At 68.0% G+C, this 20389-nt stretch carries 20 protein-coding genes and 2 tRNA genes; 12 read left to right on the plus strand and 10 right to left on the minus strand.

Features of this window, described 5'->3' with window-relative positions; genetic code table 11:
* From ACXDF8_RS00390 to ACXDF8_RS00415, 6 genes are all read right to left on the minus strand, one after another.
* The gene (locus ACXDF8_RS00390; RefSeq protein ID WP_457221269.1) at nt 1–2079 is read right to left on the minus strand and encodes an alkaline phosphatase family protein; all 2079 of its coding nucleotides are present in this window, start codon (nt 2077–2079) and stop codon (nt 1–3) included.
* Nucleotides 2080–2200: 121 nt separating this feature from the next.
* A complete protein-coding gene (locus ACXDF8_RS00395) occupies nt 2201–4075 on the minus strand; it encodes an ArnT family glycosyltransferase (RefSeq protein WP_457221686.1) in 1875 nt (624 codons plus the stop codon).
* Nucleotides 4076–4101: 26 nt separating this feature from the next.
* Nucleotides 4102–5346, minus strand: a complete 1245-nt coding sequence (locus ACXDF8_RS00400) for a bifunctional glycosyltransferase family 2/GtrA family protein (protein WP_457221270.1) — start codon at nt 5344–5346, stop codon at nt 4102–4104.
* A gap of 169 nt (nt 5347–5515) precedes the next feature.
* Nucleotides 5516–7318, minus strand: a complete 1803-nt coding sequence (locus ACXDF8_RS00405) for an ArnT family glycosyltransferase (protein WP_457221271.1) — start codon at nt 7316–7318, stop codon at nt 5516–5518.
* Complete coding sequence (locus ACXDF8_RS00410) at nt 7315–8817, minus strand: sensor histidine kinase (protein WP_457221272.1); 1503 nt, start codon at nt 8815–8817, stop codon at nt 7315–7317. The genes ACXDF8_RS00405 and ACXDF8_RS00410 overlap by 4 nt, the downstream gene beginning before the upstream one ends.
* Nucleotides 8795–9499, minus strand: coding sequence for a response regulator transcription factor (locus tag ACXDF8_RS00415; RefSeq protein ID WP_457221687.1), 705 nt, complete (start codon nt 9497–9499; stop codon nt 8795–8797). The genes ACXDF8_RS00410 and ACXDF8_RS00415 overlap by 23 nt, the downstream gene beginning before the upstream one ends.
* A gap of 158 nt (nt 9500–9657) precedes the next feature.
* On the opposite strand from ACXDF8_RS00415, the gene ACXDF8_RS00420 reads away from it, so the two are divergent.
* The 8 genes from ACXDF8_RS00420 (at nt 9658) to ACXDF8_RS00455 (ending at nt 15608) form a co-directional block, all read left to right on the plus strand.
* Complete coding sequence (locus ACXDF8_RS00420; protein ID WP_457221273.1) at nt 9658–10125, plus strand: hypothetical protein; 468 nt, start codon at nt 9658–9660, stop codon at nt 10123–10125.
* 26 nt (nt 10126–10151) lie between these two features.
* On the plus strand, nt 10152–10520 hold the full coding sequence (locus tag ACXDF8_RS00425) for a DUF1622 domain-containing protein (protein ID WP_457221274.1): 369 nt from the start codon (nt 10152–10154) through the stop codon (nt 10518–10520).
* A 7-nt stretch (nt 10521–10527) separates the two neighbouring features.
* Nucleotides 10528–11844: a threonine/serine exporter family protein gene (locus ACXDF8_RS00430; protein ID WP_457221275.1), complete on the plus strand. Its 1317-nt coding sequence runs from the start codon at nt 10528–10530 to the stop codon at nt 11842–11844.
* 40 nt (nt 11845–11884) lie between these two features.
* Nucleotides 11885–12883 (plus strand): phosphotransferase family protein, encoded by a 999-nt coding sequence (locus tag ACXDF8_RS00435; protein WP_457221688.1) that lies wholly within the window; start codon nt 11885–11887, stop codon nt 12881–12883.
* A complete protein-coding gene (locus tag ACXDF8_RS00440) occupies nt 12880–14061 on the plus strand; it encodes an acyl-CoA dehydrogenase family protein (protein ID WP_457221276.1) in 1182 nt (393 codons plus the stop codon). The genes ACXDF8_RS00435 and ACXDF8_RS00440 overlap by 4 nt, the downstream gene beginning before the upstream one ends.
* Complete coding sequence (locus ACXDF8_RS00445; protein WP_457221277.1) at nt 14058–14819, plus strand: SDR family NAD(P)-dependent oxidoreductase; 762 nt, start codon at nt 14058–14060, stop codon at nt 14817–14819. The genes ACXDF8_RS00440 and ACXDF8_RS00445 overlap by 4 nt, the downstream gene beginning before the upstream one ends.
* A 121-nt stretch (nt 14820–14940) precedes the next feature.
* Nucleotides 14941–15216, plus strand: a complete 276-nt coding sequence (locus ACXDF8_RS00450) for a hypothetical protein (RefSeq protein WP_457221278.1) — start codon at nt 14941–14943, stop codon at nt 15214–15216.
* Nucleotides 15217–15314: 98 nt separating this feature from the next.
* Nucleotides 15315–15608 carry a hypothetical protein gene (locus tag ACXDF8_RS00455; RefSeq protein ID WP_457221279.1) on the plus strand — a complete coding sequence of 98 codons (294 nt, stop codon included), beginning with the start codon at nt 15315–15317 and terminating at the stop codon, nt 15606–15608.
* Nucleotides 15609–15618: 10 nt separating this feature from the next.
* On the opposite strand, the gene ACXDF8_RS00460 is transcribed toward ACXDF8_RS00455, so the two are convergent.
* From ACXDF8_RS00460 to ACXDF8_RS00470, 3 genes are all read right to left on the minus strand, one after another.
* The gene (locus ACXDF8_RS00460; protein ID WP_457221280.1) at nt 15619–15837 is read right to left on the minus strand and encodes a three-helix bundle dimerization domain-containing protein; all 219 of its coding nucleotides are present in this window, start codon (nt 15835–15837) and stop codon (nt 15619–15621) included.
* 107 nt (nt 15838–15944) lie between these two features.
* A tRNA-Arg gene (locus tag ACXDF8_RS00465) sits at nt 15945–16017 on the minus strand.
* A 41-nt stretch (nt 16018–16058) separates the two neighbouring features.
* A tRNA-Ser gene (locus tag ACXDF8_RS00470) sits at nt 16059–16147 on the minus strand.
* Nucleotides 16148–16265: 118 nt separating this feature from the next.
* Between ACXDF8_RS00470 and ACXDF8_RS00475 the strand changes: the two genes are divergently transcribed.
* Complete coding sequence (locus ACXDF8_RS00475) at nt 16266–17333, plus strand: pyridoxal phosphate-dependent aminotransferase (protein WP_457221281.1); 1068 nt, start codon at nt 16266–16268, stop codon at nt 17331–17333.
* On the opposite strand, the gene ACXDF8_RS00480 is transcribed toward ACXDF8_RS00475, so the two are convergent.
* Complete coding sequence (locus ACXDF8_RS00480) at nt 17320–17910, minus strand: TIGR03086 family metal-binding protein (RefSeq protein ID WP_457221282.1); 591 nt, start codon at nt 17908–17910, stop codon at nt 17320–17322. The genes ACXDF8_RS00475 and ACXDF8_RS00480 overlap by 14 nt on opposite strands.
* A gap of 84 nt (nt 17911–17994) precedes the next feature.
* Between ACXDF8_RS00480 and cysK the strand changes: the two genes are divergently transcribed.
* Genes cysK through ACXDF8_RS00495 form a run of 3 tightly spaced genes read left to right on the plus strand, consistent with a single transcriptional unit; the run spans nt 17995 to nt 20389 of the window.
* Nucleotides 17995–18930 (plus strand): cysteine synthase A, encoded by a 936-nt coding sequence (gene cysK / locus ACXDF8_RS00485; protein WP_457221283.1) that lies wholly within the window; start codon nt 17995–17997, stop codon nt 18928–18930.
* Between the two features lie 3 nt (nt 18931–18933).
* Entirely contained in the window at nt 18934–19518 is a 585-nt protein-coding gene (gene epsC, locus ACXDF8_RS00490) for a serine O-acetyltransferase EpsC (RefSeq protein WP_457221284.1), read from the plus strand.
* Between the two features lie 49 nt (nt 19519–19567).
* Nucleotides 19568–20389, plus strand: a complete 822-nt coding sequence (locus ACXDF8_RS00495; RefSeq protein WP_457221285.1) for a crotonase/enoyl-CoA hydratase family protein — start codon at nt 19568–19570, stop codon at nt 20387–20389.

Here is a 20389-nt window from a genome sequence, read left to right on the forward strand (position 1 = left end):
CTAGACCACCGTCTGCGACGACGAGCTGCCCGTGGAGCCGGTCCAGAACCCGTTGAGCGGAACGGCGTACTTGTCGTTGTTGGTCATCGTCGGCAACCCCAGCGCATCCTCGATGGTGCGCAGGGTGCTGTAGTGGTCGTAGCGGTCGGTGACAACGAAGGCACCGCCGCGCATGCCGCCCTCGCTGACCGCGAGCGGGGAGGGGATCACCACCGTCACCACGTGGTTGCCCTCGTTGCCGATGCCGAGGGTGATGTTGTTGTTGTCCTCGTCGAAGGTGATGATCAGCGCCGACTTGGTGGTGGCCCAGGCCTCGGAGTTGATCACCGTCGGCACGGTCTGCTGTAAGAACTCGTCGAGCGCGGGAACGTTGTATTGATGGCGGGGATCGATCTGACCCACGACGAAGTGGGCGACGCCACTCAGCCCGCTCACCGGGCCTTCCCCGTTGGAGTCCTCGTCCGGGGCGAACCAGACGAAATCGGGTGTGGTGGCCTCGGACTGGAGGTCGATCGCCATCTGGTCCAGCGTGAAGATGTGGGCGGCAGCGTAGGCCTGGTTGTCGCCGATGCCGGCGAAGGCCGGCCAGGGTGTCTGGTCGGTGGAGTAGTTGCCCGACGACACCAACGGCTGCCCGACCGGCATGCTCTGCGCGTAAGCCGCCCAGGTCTTGCCGGCGCGGTCGATGTTGAAGGCGAGGTTGTTCGGGTCGTCGATGCAGACCGATTCGCAGTTGTAGGTCTTGCCGTACACCTGGCCGCCGGCGACGGCGTAGTAGTTCGGCAGGCTGGGATGGGTGACGCCGTAGTAGTTGGCGGCGAACCCGTAGGCGTTGATGAGGCTGTTCAGGAACGGCGCGTTGGGGCTGCCGACGATGCTGTTGTAGCCCTTGTTCTCCATGTACACCAGGAACACGTGGTCGAGCTCGCCGACGGTGGATGCCGGCGGCTGTGGGTCGGCGGGGGCCGGCAGCCCGGCGCCGACGGTGAACGACACATTGTCGGCGTATGCGTTGTTGTAGCGGGCGGTGAAGCCGAACACCACCGGGTTCAGGTCGTGGAACGTGACGGTCACCTGCGCACTGCGGGTGCCGACGGGGATGACGCCGGTGGCGCTGCGCTCCCGCAATCCGGTCTGGCCCCAACGATCGAGGTTGGTGACGGGTCCGATGGTCGAGCTGCCGAGATAAAGCTTGTTCTGATCCAGGAATGTCACCTTCACCGTGGTGAACGACGGATCCAGCAGATATCCCCCGAGATACCCGCTGAGATTGAATGCTGTTGTACCACTGTCGATCTGAGTACCGGCACCGCTGAGGTCCACCGTCTGCGTGAGGGCCGAGGTGGCGACGTCACCGCCGCCGAAGAACTGGTTGCCACCCTCAGGTGGCGCGGCGTGGACGCTCGGGAACGAGATGATCGCCGGCAGGCTCGGCCACGCGAAGCTCAGCCCCACCGGCCACGCATTGCGCAGCTCGCCGTACTTCACCACCGTCGGCGTGCCGGTCGCGCTCCAGCCCGGGACGCTGACCGTGCTGTTGCCGAACCCGGCCGCGTCGCCCAGTTCGGCCCCTGGATTGACCAACAGGTTCGGGCTCATCGTCTGACCGGTGGTGACCGTGGCCGAGCTGACGCTGCGGATACCCGTGACGCGCCGGAACTCCTCCCGGGCGGCGGCCACCACCGACCAGAGCACTGGCGTCGGCTGCGGAGTGCCGCCGGTGCCCGCACCGGTCAGGGAGCCCAGCGCCGAGGCGACCCCGTGCACCGCCGCGGTCAGCGTTTGGCTAGCGGTGGCGGGGGTTACCAGCCGCACCCGAACCACCGGGACCTGTTGCACGGCAGCGGTATTGACCGATCGCCGCGATGCCCCCGATGTCGACTTGGCTCGGGGCGCGGGCCGGCCGGTGGCTGCCGTCTTGCTCGACGCCGGATGGCCCGACGAGGCGGAGGAACCGGAGGAGGCTGCCCCACCCGACGGCGCCGCGGTGGCGATTGCGGGGGTACTGGCCAGCGCTGTCCCGATGCCCAGAGCCACCGCCAATGCGCCGAGACGGCCGATATGCATGACCTTGCTCATGTACGTGCCCCCACCCGTCGTGACGCGGTTCCGATCCGCTCACATGGTAAGGAGCCTCGCCGGTTCCCGGGCCGTTTGGCCGGGAACCGGCGAGATACGTGCGAAGGTGTTCAGCAGGGCGTCACTTCGGCGCGAACAGGTCGTAGATCACGGTGCCGCCGACGTCCTCGGCGGTGAAGCGCTGCTCCACCCACTTGGTGATCTGCGCCGCGCTGCCCGAGTCACCGCCCGGACCGTGGTGTCCACCGCCGGGCTCGTTGCCGGCGATGAAGTAGTGGATCTGCCCCTCGGCGACGTAGGCCTGGAACTGCTCCAGGGTCGGCGAGTTGTCACCGCCGCTGAAGCCACCGATCGACATGATTGACGTGCCGGTGCTCAGCTCGAGGCTACCCGCCGTGTGCGAGCCCACTGTTGCGGCGACCCAACGGTTGTCGGACCGCATGAGCAGACCCTTCAACTCGGCGTTGTCCGACGGCTGCACTCCGGAGCCGCCGGGCCCGAAGCCCATGGTGTCGCCGGGCCGGCTCGGCCCGGACACCGGGACACCGCCGCCGTGAGTGCCGGCCACCGTCTCCATCGTGTAGGCGGCGGTGGCACCCAGACCGAACAACAGACCCGCGGCGGCCAGCACCACAGTCCACCGGCCGAGTCGGTGTGCGCCGACGATCAGGACGGCGGCCGTCACGACGGCTCCGGCCAGCACGACCCAGCGCAGCCAGGGCAACCAGTCGGGGGTGCGGTCGAGCAGGACGAAGTTCCACACGCCGGTCACCATCAGCATGGCGCCCAATATCAGCCGGGACACCGCAAAGTGCCTGCCACGCCACAGTTCTCGCACGCCGATTGCCAGCACCGCGGCGACCGCCGGCGCCAAGGCGATGGTGTAGTAGGGGTGCATGATGCCCTTCATGAAGCTGAACACCACCCCGGTGACCACCAGCCACCCGCCCCACAGCAACAGCGATGCGCGAATACGGTCGGTGCGCGGTGCGCGCCGGGTGAACCACAGGCCGGCAATCAGTGCGATCAGCGCGGCCGGCAGCAGCCAGGAGATCTCGGTGCCCATCGATTCACCGAAGAGCCGGGTGATTCCGGTCGACCCGCCGAACAACGGCGAACCGCCCATCGGTCCCCCACCGCCGCTTCCGGAGCTGCCACCCGGGTTACCGTCGCCGCCGAACACCCGGCCGAGACCGTTGTACCCCAGGGCCAGCTGCAGCAGGCTGTTGTCGGTCGAACCACCGATATAGGGCCGAGAGTCACTGGGCCACAAGCTGACCAGTGCCAGGTACCAGCCGGCCGAGACGACCATCGCCACCAGGCCGACCGCCAGAGCGCGTAACCGGAACCAGACGGTACCCGGCACCGCCACCAGCACCACCAGAGCCAAAGCGGGCGTGACCAGTAGGGCCTGCAGCAGCTTGGCCAGGAACGCGAATCCGATGGCTACCCCGGCGAGTGCGACCCAGCCGGTGACCTTACCGTCGAGCGCCCGGATCAGGCAGTAGCCGGCGGCCACCATCAGCAGAACGAGCAGAGCATCGGGATTGTTGAAGCGGAACATCAACGCCGCCACTGGTGTCAGCGCCAACACGGCACCGGCCAGCAGGCCCGCCCCATATCCGCTGACCCGGCGCACCGCGCCGTAGAGCAGCGCCACCGACGCCACCCCCATCAAGGCCTCGGGCACCAGCATCGACAGCGTGCCGAAGCCGAAGATACGACCCGACAGCGCCATCACCCACAACGCGGCGGGCGGCTTGTCGACCGTGATCGCGTTGCCGGCGTCGATCGAGCCGAACAACAGTGCCTTCCAGCTCTGGGTGCCTGCCTGCACGGCGGCGGCGTAGTACTCGTTGGCCCACCCCGCCGCGCTCAGGCCCCAGACGTAGAGCACGGCGGTCGCGACCACCAGCGCGGCCAGCGCGGGACGCACCCACCGCGGCCGGCCGGGCGCAACCGGCTGTTCGGCGTCCGGTGCGGGCACCCTCGGCATCCGTTCTGTAGTTCCAGCGAGGACGGTCATTCTGCAGCTCCAGAGCTCTGGCCCGTACGGCGAGGGTGAAAAACCCATCCGCGCAGCAGGACGAAGCGGACGACGGTGGCCATCAGGTTGGCGACCACCAGAACAAGTAGTTCGACGACGCGTGACGGCTCGCCGAGGGTGTGCAGCAGGGCGAGCGCACCACTGGTCAGGGCCAGCCCGATGGCGAAGACGGCGAAGCCCTCGAACTGGTGTCGGGCGGCGCCGGCGCGACCGCGCACCCCGAAGGTATAGCGCCGGTTGGCAGCGGTGTTGGCGATCGCCGTCGCCAGCAGCGCTACTAGGTTGGCGCCTTGGGCGCCGAGCGGGTGCAGCAGCAGGAACAGGGCGAGATAAGCCAGTGTCGAGGCGATGCCGACGGCGGCGAACCGCACGCTCTGGTTCAGCAGCGATCGCGGCGCACCGGCCCGGTTACCGAGCTGGGCGCCGATGGCTTGCACCGGGATCTGACCGTTGGCAAAACCTTTGAGCAAGCGGGCGATTCCCTTCAGATCTGCGATGGCGGTGGCGACGATGTCCACCCGGCTGTCCGGATCGTCGATCCAGTCGACCGGCACCTCGTGGATGCGCAGCCCGCTGCGCTCGGCGAGCACCAGCAGTTCGGTGTCGAAGAACCAGCCGGTGTCCTCGACGTAGGGCAGCAGTTCGCCCGCGACGTCGGCGCGGATCGCCTTGAATCCGCACTGGGCGTCGGAGAACTTGGCCGCCAGCGTCGAGCGCAGGATCAGGTTGTAGCAGCGCGAGATGATCTCCCGCTTGGCGCCGCGCACCACCCGCGAGCCGCGCCCGAGGCGCGTTCCGATAGCCAGGTCCGAGTGCCCGGAGACCAGCGGGGCGACCAGCGGGGCGAGCGCCGCCAGATCGGTCGACAGGTCGACGTCCATGTAGGCCAGCACGGGGGCGTCCGAGGTCGACCAGACCTGATGCAGCGCCCGTCCCCGGCCCTTCTGTTCCAGCCGCACCACACGCACCTCCTGCAGATCGGCGGCCAGCTTCGCCGCGATATCCGGCGTGCAGTCGACGCTGGCGTTGTCGGCGATCGTGATGCGGAACGAGAAGGGGAAGTCCTCACGTAGGTAGCGGCACAGCCGGTGTATCGAGCTCGACAGCACGGCCTGCTCGTTGTACACCGGCACCACGACGTCGAGCACCGGGACACCGCGGTCAACGGCGATCAGTGCGGCGTTGCGTCGGCGTGCCACGGGGACGTCGGTGATGGTCATGCTTCGATCGTCGTCTCGCGCGGTGGGGGCAAAATTTGTGCTTGCTATGCGGCTCCTGTGAATCCTGGCGAGGCCAGGAAGGTCGCCGTGACGCCGACGACGTTGATCGCGGTCACCAGGGCGGAGAACGGTCCCATCGCACGGCCGCCGGTCACGTGCGAAGCGTAGATCAACTTCCCTGGTCGACAGGGCTTCTGGTGGAAAGGTCGTAGACGGTGACGCCGTCGATGTCGCGGGACGGGTAGGTCTGCGCAACCCACTGCTGGATCCGTTCGGCGGCATCGCTGCCGGATTTGGTCCCGAACATGGATCCGGGCATGTCGCTACGCACGAACCAGTGGATCCGCCGCTGTGCGACGTAGCTCTGGAACTGTTCGAGGGTGGGCGCCGGGTCGGTGCCGTTGAATCCACCGACGGCCATCACCGGGACCTCCGCAGCCAGTTGGTAGCCCGCAGCGTTGGACGATCCGACAACCGCTGCGGCCCAGGTGTATTCGTCGGCGTTATCGCGCAGCGCCGCGGTCAGCGCGGCACCCGGCGTGGGCGCCGCGAACATTCCGCCGGGCGGCCCGAAGTTGTTCGAGGACGGGCCCACCGAGGGAATGGCGCCGGTGTGCGGCGCGGCCGCGGTGGCCACCGAGTACACGGCGGGCCCGGCCAGGGCAACGGCCAGCGCCAGGCCGCCGACCACTGCGGCGACGTGCCGGGGTAACCGGCCCACGACGACCAGCAGCACCGCGCAACCGATGCCGGCGACCAGGATTACCCATCCCAGCCACGGCAGCCACTGCGAATTTCGTTGCAAAAGAATGAAAGTCAACACGGCGGTGATGACGAGCATGCCGGCCAGCGTGACACTGGCGCGGATGTCCGCTCGACGGCGCCACAGCGAAGCGGTCCCGATGGACAGACCGGCGGCGATAGCCGGGGCCAGTGCGACGGTGTAGTAGGGGTGCAGGATGCCGTTGGCGTAGCTGAACACCACCGCTGTGACCACCAGCCAGCAGCCCCACAGCAGCAGGGCGGCGCGGGTCAGGTCGGTGCGGGCGCGGCGCCGGGTGATCCACAGACCGGCGACGACGGCGATCACCGCCGCCGGCAGCAGCCAGGCTATGTGGGTGCCCATCTGGGAACCGAACAGCCGCGCCCAGCCCACATCCTGGTTGAGGTTTCCCAAGCCGCCGGTCTCGTTACCGGTCAGCCGGCCAATTCCGTTGTAGCCCAATGCCAGTTCGAGCACGGAGTTGTGCTGCGAGCCGCCGATGTAGGGTCGCGCGTCGGCCGGCCACAGCGCGACCAGCAACAGGTACCAGCCGGCGGTGACGATCAGCGCCGCCGCGGCCGCCGCCAACCGCCCGAGCCGGGTCCGCAGCGGGGCATCGGCGGCCAGCAGGTACACCCCCGCCAGCGCAGGCAGCACCAGGAACGCCTGCAGCATCTTGGCCAGGAACCCCACTCCCACCGCGGCCCCGGCCAGCGCAAGCCACCACCACGCGGCGTCGCGCGCGAGCGCCCGCTGCGTGGCGTACGCAGCCACGACCAGCGCCAGCACCAGCAAGGCGTCGGGGTTGTTGAACCGGAACATCAATGCCGCCGCCGGGGTCAGCGCCAGCACCGCGCCCGCGAGCAGACCGGCCGTCGGGCCGCTGACCCTGCGCACCGACGCATAGAGCACGGCGACCGCCAGCACACCGGCCAGCGCCTGCGGCACCAGGATCGCCCACGGGTTGACGCCGAACACCCGCGCCGTCAACCCCGTCACCCACAGCGCGGCCGGCGTCTTGTCCACCGTGATCGCGTTGCCCGCATCACTGGACCCGAACAGCCACGCCGTCCAGTTGGTGGCACCGGCCTGTGCGGCGGCCGCATAGAACGCGTTGCCCCAGCCACTGGCTCCGAGGTTCCAGACGTACAGCACGGCAGTGGCGAGGAGCAAGACCACCAGCCCGCCGTACTGACGGGCGCGCGTCATGTTTCGACAGCGCGCGGCAACCGCACGGTGAATTCGGTACGCCCAGGCACGCTGCGCAGTTCGATGGCACCGGCGTGGGCGCGCACCACCGCCGAGGCGATGGCCAGTCCCAGCCCGGTGGAACCGCCCTTGCGTGACCGCGACGTGTCGCCGCGGGCGAATCGTTCGAACACTTCCGACTGCAGCTCGGCCGGTACCCCCGGTCCGTCGTCGAGCACGCGCAGGACCGCCGCGCCCGGCTCGGGGTGCAGCGACAACGTGACCGAGGTGCCGGGCGGGGTATGCGTACGCGCATTGGCCAACAGGTTGGCCACCACCTGGTGTAACCGGGCGTCGTCGCCGGTGACGTAGAGCGGGTCGGCCGGGACGTCCAGGTTCCACCGGTGGTCGGGCCCGGCGGCGTGGGCGTCGCTGACGACGTCGGCGGACAGCCGCGCCAGATCCACCGGCTCACGTTCGAGCGGACGCCCGGAGTCGAGGCGGGCCAACAGCAGCAGGTCCTCGACCAGGTTCGTCATCCGTTTAGCCTCGGATTCCACCCGACCCATCGCATGGGCGACGTCCTCGGGCATCTGATCCCTTTTACGTTGCGCCAGTTCGGTATAACCACGGATCGCCGCCAGCGGCGTGCGTAGCTCGTGGCTGGCGTCGGCGACGAACTGCCGCACCCGACTCTCACTGGCCTGTCGTGTAGACAGCGCAGCGGAGATGTGGTCGAGCATCCGGTTCAGCGCGAGGCCGAGACGACCCACCTCGGTATGCGGGTTGGCGTCAGCCTCCGAGACCCGCACCGGCAGGGCCACCTCACCACGGTCCAGTGGCAAGTCAGCCACCTTCCCTGCCGCGGCGGCCACCCGGGTCAGCGGCGCCAGCGCGCGACGGTTGATCAAGATGCCGATGGTGGTGGCCACCGCCAGGGCGGCCGCGGTCACCACCGCGAAGATCAGCGCCACCCGCAGCAGCGTCGCGTCGACGTCACGCATGCTGAGCCCGATCACCAGCGTCTCCCCGGTCAGCCTGCTGCGTACCGAGATCACCCGGTAGCGGCCCAGCCCGTCCAGGTTGCGGATGACCGGGCTGCGCTGGTCACCGGCCTGTGACAACTGCTTCATGGCGGTGGGCGACACCGCGCTTCGGACGCCGCCGATACCGAGCACACCGGCGTCGGAGGTAGTTCCCTGGGTGAGAACGGCCGCGACCATCCCGATCGGCTGGCCGGGGGCGTCGAGGAACAGCGGGCCGGGGCCGGGCCGGGGCCACGACCCCAGACTCTCCCGCAGTGCGGGCGGCAGCGGCGGCGGGGGCGGCTCGCCGTAGATGATCGACGAGCGGTGCGCGGTTTCGCGCAGCTGGTCGTCGACCTGGCCGACCAGGTATTGGTACAGCGCCAGCACCGTCACCGCGCCGACACCGAGGCAGGCGGCGGCCAGCAGGCAGAACTGGCCGACGAGTAGCCGTGCGCTCAGCGACCAGGTGCTAGCTCGCAGGTTTGAGAACATAGCCTGCGCCGCGCAAGGTGTGAATCATCGGTTCGCGACCGCTGTCGATTTTCTTGCGCAGGTACGAGATGTAGAGCTCGACGATGTTGGAGCGGCCGCCGAAGTCGTAGCTCCAGACCCGGTCCAGGATCTGGGCTTTGGACAGCACCCGCTTGGGGTTGCGCATGAGGAAGCGCAGCAGCTCGAACTCCGTCGAGGTCAGCGAGATCAGTTGGCCGCCGCGGGTCACCTCGTGACTGTCCTCGTCGAGCACGAGATCGCCGACGACGATCTGTGCGCCGCTGTCCTCGGTGGTGACCCCAGTGCGCCGCAGCAGCGCCCGCAAGCGCAGCACCACCTCTTCGATGGAAAACGGCTTGGTCACGTAGTCGTCGCCGCCCGCAGTCAGGCCGGCGATGCGGTCTTCGACAGCATCCTTGGCGGTGAGCAGCAGGACCGGCAGCTGCGGGTTCTGCTCCCGCAGCTTGCGCAGTACGTCCAGCCCGCTCATGTCGGGCAACATCACGTCCAGCACAACGGCGTCCGGGCGGGCGGAGCGGGCCGCCGCGATCGCCGACGCGCCGTCGGCGGCGGTGGCGATGGTCCAGCCCTCGTAGCGCAGTGCCATCGAGACCATTTCGGCGAGCACCATTTCGTCGTCGACGACGAGAACCGTGATCGGGTTTCCGTCGGCTCGCCGCATCACCACACGTTCGGCAGCTGAAGAGGTCATGGTTCCAGTATGAGAGCGGCGATGGGCCCCTCCTATGGTGTTGCTATGTGTGCACTGTGAAACGTGTGCACAGAATCCACTGATCGCGCACACAGCGGACCCCTAGGTTCGGCGCACACGGTGGTGCCATGAGTGGTGAACAACAGCAGGTGTGGGGTGCTCCCCAGGACCACCCACCGACTTGGTCCACCCGAACGACGCTGGCGGCTGTCGGTATCGCCGCCGCGCTGGCAGCGGTCGGTGGTGGCGTCGTCTATGCGGCCACCGGCGGTTCGGACACCGGCGGTTCGGGCCACATGGGTGGCCCGCCCGGCTGGGGCGGCCCCGGCGGTTCCCAGCGGTCGGTGCACGGGACAAACGTCATGTCAGACGGCGAGGGCGGCTTCACCACCGAACTGACCCAGACCGGCGACGTGACCGCCGCCTCGGACACCTCGCTGACCGTCCGCAGTTCCGACGGTTACAGCCGGACCTACACGCTCAACGCCGGCACCAACAAGCCGTCCGAACAGCTGCGCACCGGCGACCAGGTTTCCGTCCGTGCCACCGAAGTCGGTAGCACAGCGACAGCGACCGCGGTGTTACCGGCCCGCTAGGAGCCCGGCGTTCCTACACTTTCTCGGTGAGCTTCTTCGAGGTCATCGAGACGGTGGGTAAGACGATCGACGGGATCGGGGTCGCCGTGATCGCCATTGGCGCGCTGATCTCGGCGGCCGGTGTGTTGCCGCGGCTCAAGACGGGGCGGGCCTACCGGGTGTTCCGCGAGCAGCTGGGCAGATCCATCCTGCTCGGCCTGGAGTTCCTGGTCGCCGCGGACATCATCCGCACCGTCGCGGTCACCCCGGACGCTCGCAGCGTGGCGGTGCTAGGCGGGATCGTACTGATCCGGACCTTCCTCAGCTTCTCGATGGAACTGGAGATCACCGGCTACTGGCCGTGGCAGAAGAACCGCGGCGGGCCCGCCACCGCGACGGCCGCGCCTGAGCAATGATGCGGGGATGACCGACAAGCGACGGGCCCGGCGCAAACGGATCTTCGACGCGATCCGCAAGACGCCTCCCGAGTCGCTGGGCCCGCCGGACTCCCATAGCCAGGCTGATATCGCGGCGATGTTGCGCGAGGTCGGCATCGCGCTGCTCGTGGTGGAGCAGCCGACCCAGCTAGTGACGGCGCGGCTGTTGGAGATCGCTGCGCAGTACACCACCGAACCGGTGCGCGTCGTCGTCCTGCCCACCGTACTGATGATCCAGATCGGGACCGTCGGTTACGAATTCGGCACCTCCACGACGTACACCGTGCAGCTGGATATGGCCGGCCGCATCGACGACATCGCCACGCTGGCCTCGGTCGGCGCGATCACGCCGGCCGACGCCATCGCGTCGATCCAGGCGGCCCGCACTCTGCGGCCGCGGTTCGGTCCGGTGGCCACCACGGTCGGTTATGCCGTCACCACCGTGGGTTTCGGCATGGTCATCAACCCGACCTGGGCGTCGCTGCCGGGATACCTCTTCCTGGGCTTGGTGGTCGGCGCCATCGCCCAGTTGGGCCGGCCGTTCCCCTCGCTGAACCCCGTGCTGCCCACCCTGGCGGCCATGCTCACGACGATCCTCGCCACCTGGTTCGTTGCCGACACCGCCAACGATGGGCTGTTGCGGGTGATCGCACCCGCCTTGGTCGCCATGCTGCCCGGTATGTCGCTGACCATCGGCGCCATGGAACTGGCCAGCTCACAGCTGATCGGGGGGACCAGCAGGCTGGTGTACGGCGTCGCTCAACTCGCACTGCTGGTGTTCGGCGTGGCCCTGGGCGTGCACGTCGCCGGTGAGGTCAGCCCGCAGACACCCTCGACGCAAATGGGTCCCTGGTCGCTCTACGTCGCGATCGTGGTGGTGGCGGTCGGGCTCTACATATACCTGTCTGCCCCACGCGGATCGCTGATCTGGCTGGCTTTGGCCATCGCGGTGGCGCTGGTCGGACAGGCGATCGCCGGAAAGTTCGTCGCCGCCGCCTATTCCGGCTTCATCGGCGCATTTCTGACAGTTCCGTTCGCGATGCTGGCGTCGCGGATCAAGACCTCGCCACCGGCGATCGTGATGATGCTGGCCGCGTTCTGGGCACTCGTTCCGGGCGCGCTGAGCTTCGAATCGGTGACCCAGGCCGCCACCGGCGGCAACGTCGGCGTGGCCAGCCTGGGCGTGACGGGGGCGGCGATCCTGTCGATCGCCCTCGGTACGGTCATCGGCTGGAGCGTCTTCCACACCATCGACAGCCGGCTACCGTGGCCGAAGGGCCTGGGCCAACCAACCGTACGGTAGGTTCACTCGGGTGTACGACCTGACCGCAGTAGCCGCCTGGATGTCGGAACACGGCCTGGGCGACGGACCGATCGAGAACGTCGCCGAGATCACCGGCGGCACCCAGAACATCATGCTGCGCTTCACCCGGTCGGGCCGCGAGTACGTGTTCCGCCGGGGACCCGCGCACCTGCGGCCCGTCAGTAACAAGGTGATCCTGCGCGAGACGCGGGTGCTGCACGCCCTGGCCGAAACCGACGTACCGCACCCGCCGCTGATCGCGGTCTGCGAGGACACCTCGGTACTCGGCGACGCGGTGTTCTATCTGATGGAACCGGTCGACGGCTTCAATGCCGGCGCCGGCCTGCCCGACGTGCACGCCGGCGATGCCACCGTGCGGCACGAGATGGGCCTGTCGATGGCCGAGGCCGCGGCACGACTCGGCGCCGTCGACCATGTCGCCGTCGGGCTGGCCGACTTCGGCAAGCCCGACGGATTCCTGGAACGTCAAGTTCCGCGCTGGCTTTCCGAACTCGAGTCCTACCGCGGTTTCGAGAACTACTCCGGCCCCGACATCGGTGACGTCGACGCCGTGGCCACCTGGTTGCAGCGCAACCAGCCGACCGACTGGCAGCCCGGCATCATGCACGGCGACTACCACGCCGCGAACGTGATGTTCTCCCCCACCGGCCCCGACGTGGCGGCCATCGTCGACTGGGAGATGTGCACGATCGGCGACCCGCTGCTGGATCTCGGCTGGATGTTGGCGACGTGGTATCTGCCCGGCACCGCGTCCGTGCTGACCAACGTGCTGATGGACAGCGGCGGGCTGGCCGCCCCGGAGGAACTGGTCGCGCGTTATGCCGAGCACACCACGCGTGACCTGTCCGGCATCGACTGGTACACGGTATTGGCCTGTTTCAAGCTCGGCATCATCCTCGAGGGTTCCCACGCCCGGGCCGCTGCCGGGTACGCGCCCAAGGAAATCGGTGACCGGCTGCACATCGCGACGGTCCGGCTGTTCGAACGGGCCGTCACCATCATGGAGGGACAATTGTGATCGACTTCGAGATCCCCGCCGACCTTGCGGCATTGCGCGACGAGGTGCACGCCTTCGTCGTCGAGAAAATCATTCCCTACGAACGGGATCCACGGTTCACCCGACACGGCCCCAACGAGGATCTCCGCACCGAACTCGTCGGACTGGCCCGAGAGGCCGGCCTGCTGACGTTCCAGGCGCCTCGCCGATTCGGTGGACGCGAGCCGTCGCACCGTGAACAGGCGGTGCTGTTCGAAGCCGCGGGCTGGTCGACGCTGGGCCCCGTCGCGCTCAACTGCGCGGCACCCGACGAGGGCAATATGTTCGTGCTGTCCAAGATCGCCAACGAAGACCAGATCGAGAAGTTCCTGGTACCCGTCATCGACGGCAGGCAGCGGTCGGTGTTCGCGATGACCGAACCCGGCGGCGCCGGCTCGGACCCGAATCAGCTTGCCACCGAAGCTGTTTTCGACGGCACCGACTACGTCATCAACGGCCGCAAGTGGCTGATCACCGGGGCCAACGGTGCCCGCACCTGGATCATCATGGCCCGGGTCGCACCGAACGCGCACGGCCCTGACGGCCCAACCCTTTTCCTCTGCGACGGCAACACCCAAGGTATCCAACTCGAACGGGTGATGGACACCATGGACCGCAACTACGTCGAGGGGCACGGCGTGGTGCGGTTCGACAACCTGCGCCTGCCCGCATCGGCGGTGCTCGGCGAGGTCGGCCAGGCGCTGCGTTATGCCCAATTGCGACTCACCCCGGCACGTTTGACGCACTGCATGCGGTGGTTGGGCGCGGCGTCACGAGCCCACTCCATCGCGATCGAGCACGCCCGCACCCGCACCGGGTTCGGCAAGCCGCTCGGGGAGCATCAGGGAGTCGGATTCATGCTGGCCGACAACGAGATCGCTCTGCAACAGTGCCGGCTGGCGATCTGGTGGGCGTGCTGGGCGCTGGACACCGGCGCCAAGGGCCGGCACGAGAGCTCGATGGTCAAGGCCTACGTCTCCGAAGAGCTGTTCAAGGTCGCCGACCGGTGCGTGCAGATCCTCGGTGGCATGGGCATTTCCGACGAGACCCCGGTCGGCATGATCTTCTCCGACATGCGCGCATTCCGGTTGTACGACGGGCCGACCGAGGTGCACAAGTATGCGATCGCCCGACAGGTGCTCAGGAGTCCGCAAGCATGACCGTTCTGGATTCCTTCCGACTCGACGACAAGGTCGTCATCGTCACCGGTGCGTCGTCCGGGCTGGGTGTGTCGTTCGCGCAGGCCTTCGCCGAGGCCGGTGCCCACCTGGTCCTCGGCGCGCGCCGCGTGGAGCAGATGGCACACACCGCCGCCCTCGTCGAGGACGCCGGTCGGCGGGTCTACACGCGCAAGACCGACGTCGCCGACCCCGACCAGTGCCAGCAGTTGGTCGAGTCGGCGATGTCCGAGTTCGGCCGGGTCGACGTGTTGGTCAACAACGCCGGCGTGGGCACAGCGGTACCCGCGACTCGGGAGACGCCCGAGCAGTTCCGCAAGGTCGTCGACGTCAACCTCAACGGCTCCTACTGGATGGCACAGGCCTGTGGGCGGGTGATGCAGCCGGGCAGCTCCATCATCAACATCTCCAGCGTGCTCGGCATCACCACCGGTGGCCTGCCGCAGGCCGCCTACAGCGCCTCGAAGGCCGCGATCATCGGGTTGACCCGCGACCTGGCCCAGCAATGGGGACCGCGCAAAGGTATCCGCGTCAACGCCCTGGCGCCGGGCTTCTTTCAGAGTGAGATGACCGACGAGTACCAGCCGGGCTATCTGGACGCTCAGCTGCCGCGGATCATGCTGGGCCGCATGGGCGATCCCGCCGAGCTGGCCGCGACGGCGGTGTGGCTCGCCTCATCTGCGGCGAATTACGTGACAGGCCAGACAATTATCGTCGACGGTGGCCTGACGATCACGTAACCATAACGGCAAGGCAACGATTCGCATCCTCTCAGGGCCTTCACAAGGTCGGAACATCCTTCTTTAAGACGGCGGTGGGACTCTCGTCTAAGTAAGCGTTTCGAGTCGAGAGGTGCATCCCATGTGGATCGACCTGTACGTCGCGGCGGCAATTGTCGTCGCGGGCGCCGCGTGGCTCGTCAGCCGGCAGTATCTGTCCTACGACCCGCCCAGTGACGTGGTCCGCGCATTCGCGGCGGTGCTCGCCGGCGCGCTGTGGCCGCTGGTGATCGTCGGCCTCGGCCAGGTACTGGCGGTGCGGTACATCGCCCGCCGCCTGCGCGGCGCAGCCCCCACCCCGGGAGTCGACCTGGACACGCTCGTCGCGGCGCCGACCGCCGGCCTGCACTGCTCCTGACCGAAGACATCTGGCGTTGGCCAGATGTTCACCTCAGAACTCCCCACGACCGCTAGCTCGTTAGCGACCATGGACGCCGGACGAGGAGGGGCATTTTGGTGATGCGCGCGTGGGCGCAGCCGGCAGGGCTCGCACTGGCGGCGGTGGCCGCACTGATGTTCTCGGCGGCGCCATCGGCGCACGCCGACGATTCGGGAACACTGACGTGGCCGGACCCCAACGAGCCCTACTACTGGGACGCCAACTCCAACGCCGGTGGCACCGGCGCGGCACCGCTGCCCACCGATGACCTGTATTGGAAAGAAGGTCAGGACGCGGGCGGCACGGGAAATGCCCCACAGCCCAACGGGCCTGAGTACACCGACGAGGGCGAGAACGCCGGGGCCTACTGACCCCCGGTGGTCAGGTCGACCAGATCAGCGACGAGGCCCTGCTGGTGAGTTCGGCACGGGCCCGCCGCTCGACCAGCAGCGGCACGAACTCACGGACCTTGCTGGCCTGGAAGCGTTGGTAGGCGCTGTGCACGACGCCTGCGACGTCATCGGGCGGTAGTTCGGGATGGACCGCGACCAGTCGGTCGACGACCTGCCCTATCATCACGGCTTCACTGATCTGCCCCACCAGATCAGCATCCGCCCTTCACGATATGTTCGTCAACCGGACATATATCACGTTCGCCGACTGTGGATGCCTGCGTGGGAATCGAGGAATGCGCCGGGCCGAAAGAGTGCGCCCGAAGGGATTCGAACCCCTAACCTTCTGATCCGTAGTCAGATGCTCTATCCGTTGAGCTACGGGCGCCGTTCGTATTCAGTTGTTCGTGGCTGACGAATCAGCCGCGGCGGAGGCGAGAGGATTTGAACCTCCGGTCCCCTGTAAGGGGGACAACTCATTAGCAGTGAGTCCCATTCGGCCGCTCTGGCACGCCTCCTGAACTACCTGAGCGTACCGGAGCCGGTGAAGGCCCTTGGATCCGCCGATCCGACAGAGTACACAGCCGAGATGAGCGATGGCAAAGCAGATCCCCGGCGACCCTTAGACTTGGACGGATGACCGCCCGACTGCGCCCCGAGCTGGCGGACCTTCCGGCCTACACGCCGGGCAAGACCGTGCCGGGCGCGATCAAACTTGCCAGCAACGAGACCGTGCACGGCCCGCTGCCCAGCGTCCGCGCCGCGATCGTCGCGTCCGCCGAGACCATCAACCGCTACCCCGACAACGGCTATGTGGAGCTCAAGGAGCACCTGGCCAAGTATCTGAGCAAGGACGGACCTTTCGCCCCCGAGCACATCGCGGTGGGCTGCGGGTCGGTGAGCCTGTGCCAGCAGCTCATTCAGATCACCTCCAGTGTGGGTGACGAGGTCATCTTCGGGTGGCGCAGCTTCGAGGTCTACCCGCTGCAGGTGCGGGTGGCCGGTGCGACGCCGGTCCAGGTGCCGCTGCGCGACCACACCTTCGACCTCGACGCCATGCTGGCCGCGATCACCGACCGCACCCGGCTCATCTTCGTCTGCAATCCGAACAACCCGACGTCCACTGTCGTCGACCCGGACGAACTGGCCCGCTTCGTCGCCGCGGTGCCCTCGGAGATCCTCATCGCCATCGACGAGGCGTACGTCGAGTACATCCGCGACGGGCTGCTGCCGCCGAGCCTGGAGCTGGCCCGCAACCACTCCAATGTCGTTGTACTGCGAACCTTTTCCAAGGCCTATGGGCTGGCCGGCCTGCGCGTCGGGTACGCCGTCGGCGATCCCGACGTGATCACCGCGCTGGGCAAGGTCTACGTGCCGTTCACCGCGACCACCGTTTCGCAGGCCGCCGCGATCGCCTCGCTGGACGCCGCCGACGAGCTACTGGCCCGCACCGACGCCGTAGTCGCCGAGCGCCGTCGGGTCTGTGCCGCCTTGGCCGAGATGGGTTACGACTTCCCGCCGCCGCAGGCCAACTTCGTGTGGTTCCCGCTGGCCGAGCGCACCGTGGACTTCGTCGAGCAGGCCGCCGACGCGCGTGTGCTGGTGCGCCCCTACGGCACCGACGGCGTGCGGGTGACCATCGGCGCCCCCGAGGAGAACGACATCTTCCTGCAGTTCGCCCGCACGTGGATCACCGCGCGCTGACGGGATCCCGTCCGGTGAACGCCAGGAGCTGCTCCAACGTGCTGGCGTGCGTCGGGACATCGACCGGATCGTCGAAGCCCGCTCGGACGCGGCCCTCCGGGGTGATGACCCGCCGGGCCAGACCCGTCACGTAGTCCGCCAGGGAGTCCGGCACGTCGACGGGCCGGCCGATCGCCACCGCGTAATCCCATGCGTGGACCAGGAACTCGAGCGAGAGGATGCCCGCCATATACGCCGCGGGAGCCTCGCCCTTGCCGAACGGCACCGTTCCCTCCAGACCGTGGCGGTGCCAGGCGTCCAGTGCCGGGCGGGCGGCGGCGATGATCTGACGTTCGACGGAGTCACCGGTATCGCGCTCGGGTACCTGGGCACCGACCGCGCCGCCGAGCAGCGTGATCGAATTCAGCAGGTGGTCGGTGAGGCCGGCGACGTCGAATTCCCGGCACGCTGTCTGCTTGCCCAGGTCGTCGGTGGCGATGCCGTTTACGACCTGCTGCAACACCGTCAGCGACGCCTCAGCGCTGGCGAGTTCGTCGGTAGGTGGCGCTTCTGGCCCCGCGGTGAGTTCGTCGGCCATGGATCCCACGGTACGACCAGGGTGAGACACCACCGAGGCGGCCGCATAGTGTTCGAGGCAGTGCACGGAGAAGGGACGCGCAGCATGGGCAAGATCTATGACAATGTCACCGAGCTGATCGGCCGTACCCCGTTGGTCCGACTCAACCGGTTGACCGAGGGCCTCGCCGCCGACGTCACGGTCAAGCTGGAGTTCTACAACCCGGCGAACAGCGTCAAAGACCGAATCGGCGTGGCGATCATCGACGCGGCCGAGGCGTCCGGGGAGCTCAAGCCCGGCGGGACGATCGTCGAGGCCACCAGTGGCAACACCGGCATCGCGCTGGCGATGGTCGGTGCGGCGCGCGGATACAAAGTGATCCTGACGATGCCGGAGACGATGTCCACCGAGCGTCGCGTGATGCTGCGCGCCTACGGCGCCGAGATCGTGCTGACGCCCGGCTCGGAAGGCATGGCCGGCGCGGTGGCCAAGGCCAAGCAGATCATCGCCGAGACCGACAACGCGGTCTCGGCCAACCAGTTCGCCAACCCGGCCAACCCGGCCATCCACGAGAAGACCACCGCCGAAGAGGTGTGGACCGACACCGACGGCGAGGTCGACATCTTCGTCGCCGGCATCGGCACCGGCGGCACGGTCACCGGTGTGGGTCACGTCCTCAAGGCCCGCAAGCCGGGCGTCCAGATCGTCGGCGTCGAACCCAAGGACTCCCCGCTGTTGACGGAGGGCACCGCGGGACCGCACAAGATCCAGGGCATCGGCGCCAACTTCGTGCCCGACGTCCTCGACCGCGGGTCCTACGACGAGATCATCGACGTCGAACTCGACGACGCCGTGCGGGTTGCCAGAGATCTGGGCACCCAGGAGGGCATCCTGGGCGGCATCTCGTCGGGCGCCATCGTCTGGGCGGCAATCGAACTCGCAAAGCGTCCCGAGAATGCCGGCAAGCTCATCGTCGCGGTGGTCTGCGACTACGGGGAGCGGTACATCTCCACGGTGCTCTTCGAGCACATTCGGGACTGATCGATGGGTCTGCTGTCCACGCTTCGTGAGGACCTGGCCAACGCGCGCAGCCACGATCCCGCCGCCCGCGGCGATGCCGAGAACGCCCTGGTGTATTCGGGACTGCACGCCATCTGGTCCCACCGGCTGGCACACCGCATGTGGGCCAGGCCGGCGACGCGCGGACCGGCCCGGATGCTGGCTCAGTTCACCCGATTCCTCACCGGCGTCGAGATCCATCCTGGCGCGACGATCGGGCGCCGGTTCTTCATCGACCACGGGATGGGGGTGGTGATCGGCGAGACCGCCGAGATCGGCGACGACGTGATGCTCTACCACGGCGTGACACTGGGCGGACGGTCCCTGCAGCACGGCAAGCGCCATCCCACCCTGGGCAACCGGGTCACTGTCGGCGCAGGAGCAAAGATCTTGGGGCCGTTGACCATAGGCGATGGCAGCGCGGTCGGCGCCAATGCCGTCGTCACCCGCGACGTACCGGCTGACTCGATCGCGACCGGAATTCCCGCCGTCGTGCGCCCGCGCGGTGAGAGCCAACGTGAAGAGCTGGTGGATCCCACGTGTTACGTCGATCCCGCCATGTACATCTGAGACGACACCCCGCCTCGTGCGTGTCGCGGCCGCGTCGTAGCCTCGTGCCATGAGCGAGCCGTATGAATCCCTCACCGTCGAGGTCAAGGACCACGTCGCGCAGGTCACTCTGATCGGGCCGGGCAAGGGCAACGCGATGGGCCCGGCGTTCTGGTCGGAGATGCCGGTGGCGTTCGCCGCGCTCGACGCCGACCCGGACGTCCGCGCGATCGTGGTCACCGGGTCGGGGCGCAACTTCAGCTACGGGCTGGACCTCGTGGCGATGGGTGGCATGCTGCCGTCGGCGGGCGGCGATCCGTCGGCTCGGCCCCGCACCGAGTTCCACAAGAAGCTCAAGGGCATGCAGCAGTCGATCACCGCGGTGGCCGACTGTCGAACCCCCACCATCGCAGCCATCCACGGCTGGTGCATCGGCGGCGGCGTCGACCTGATCAGTGCCGTCGACATCCGCTACGCCAGCGCCGAGGCCAAGTTCTCGGTGCGCGAGGTCAAGCTCTCGATCGTCGCCGACGTGGGCAGCCTGGCCCGGTTGCCCTACATCCTGTCCGACGGGCATCTGCGCGAGCTGGCCCTGACAGGCAAGGACATCGACGCCGCGCGGGCCGAGAAGATCGGCCTGGTCAACGACGTCTACCCGGACCCCGAGAGCACGCTGGCGGCCGCGCATGCCACCGCCGCCGAGATCGCCGCCAACTCGCCGCTGGCGGTGCACGGCATCAAGGACGTCCTCGACGAGCAGCGCACCGCCGACGTCGCCGCCAGCCTGCGCTACGTCGCGGCATGGAACTCGGCGTTCCTGCCCTCGAAGGATCTCAGTGAGGGCATCACGGCGATGTTCGAAAAGCGCAAACCCAAGTACACCGGCGAATAG

The organism is Mycolicibacterium sp. CBM1, from assembly GCF_054073305.1.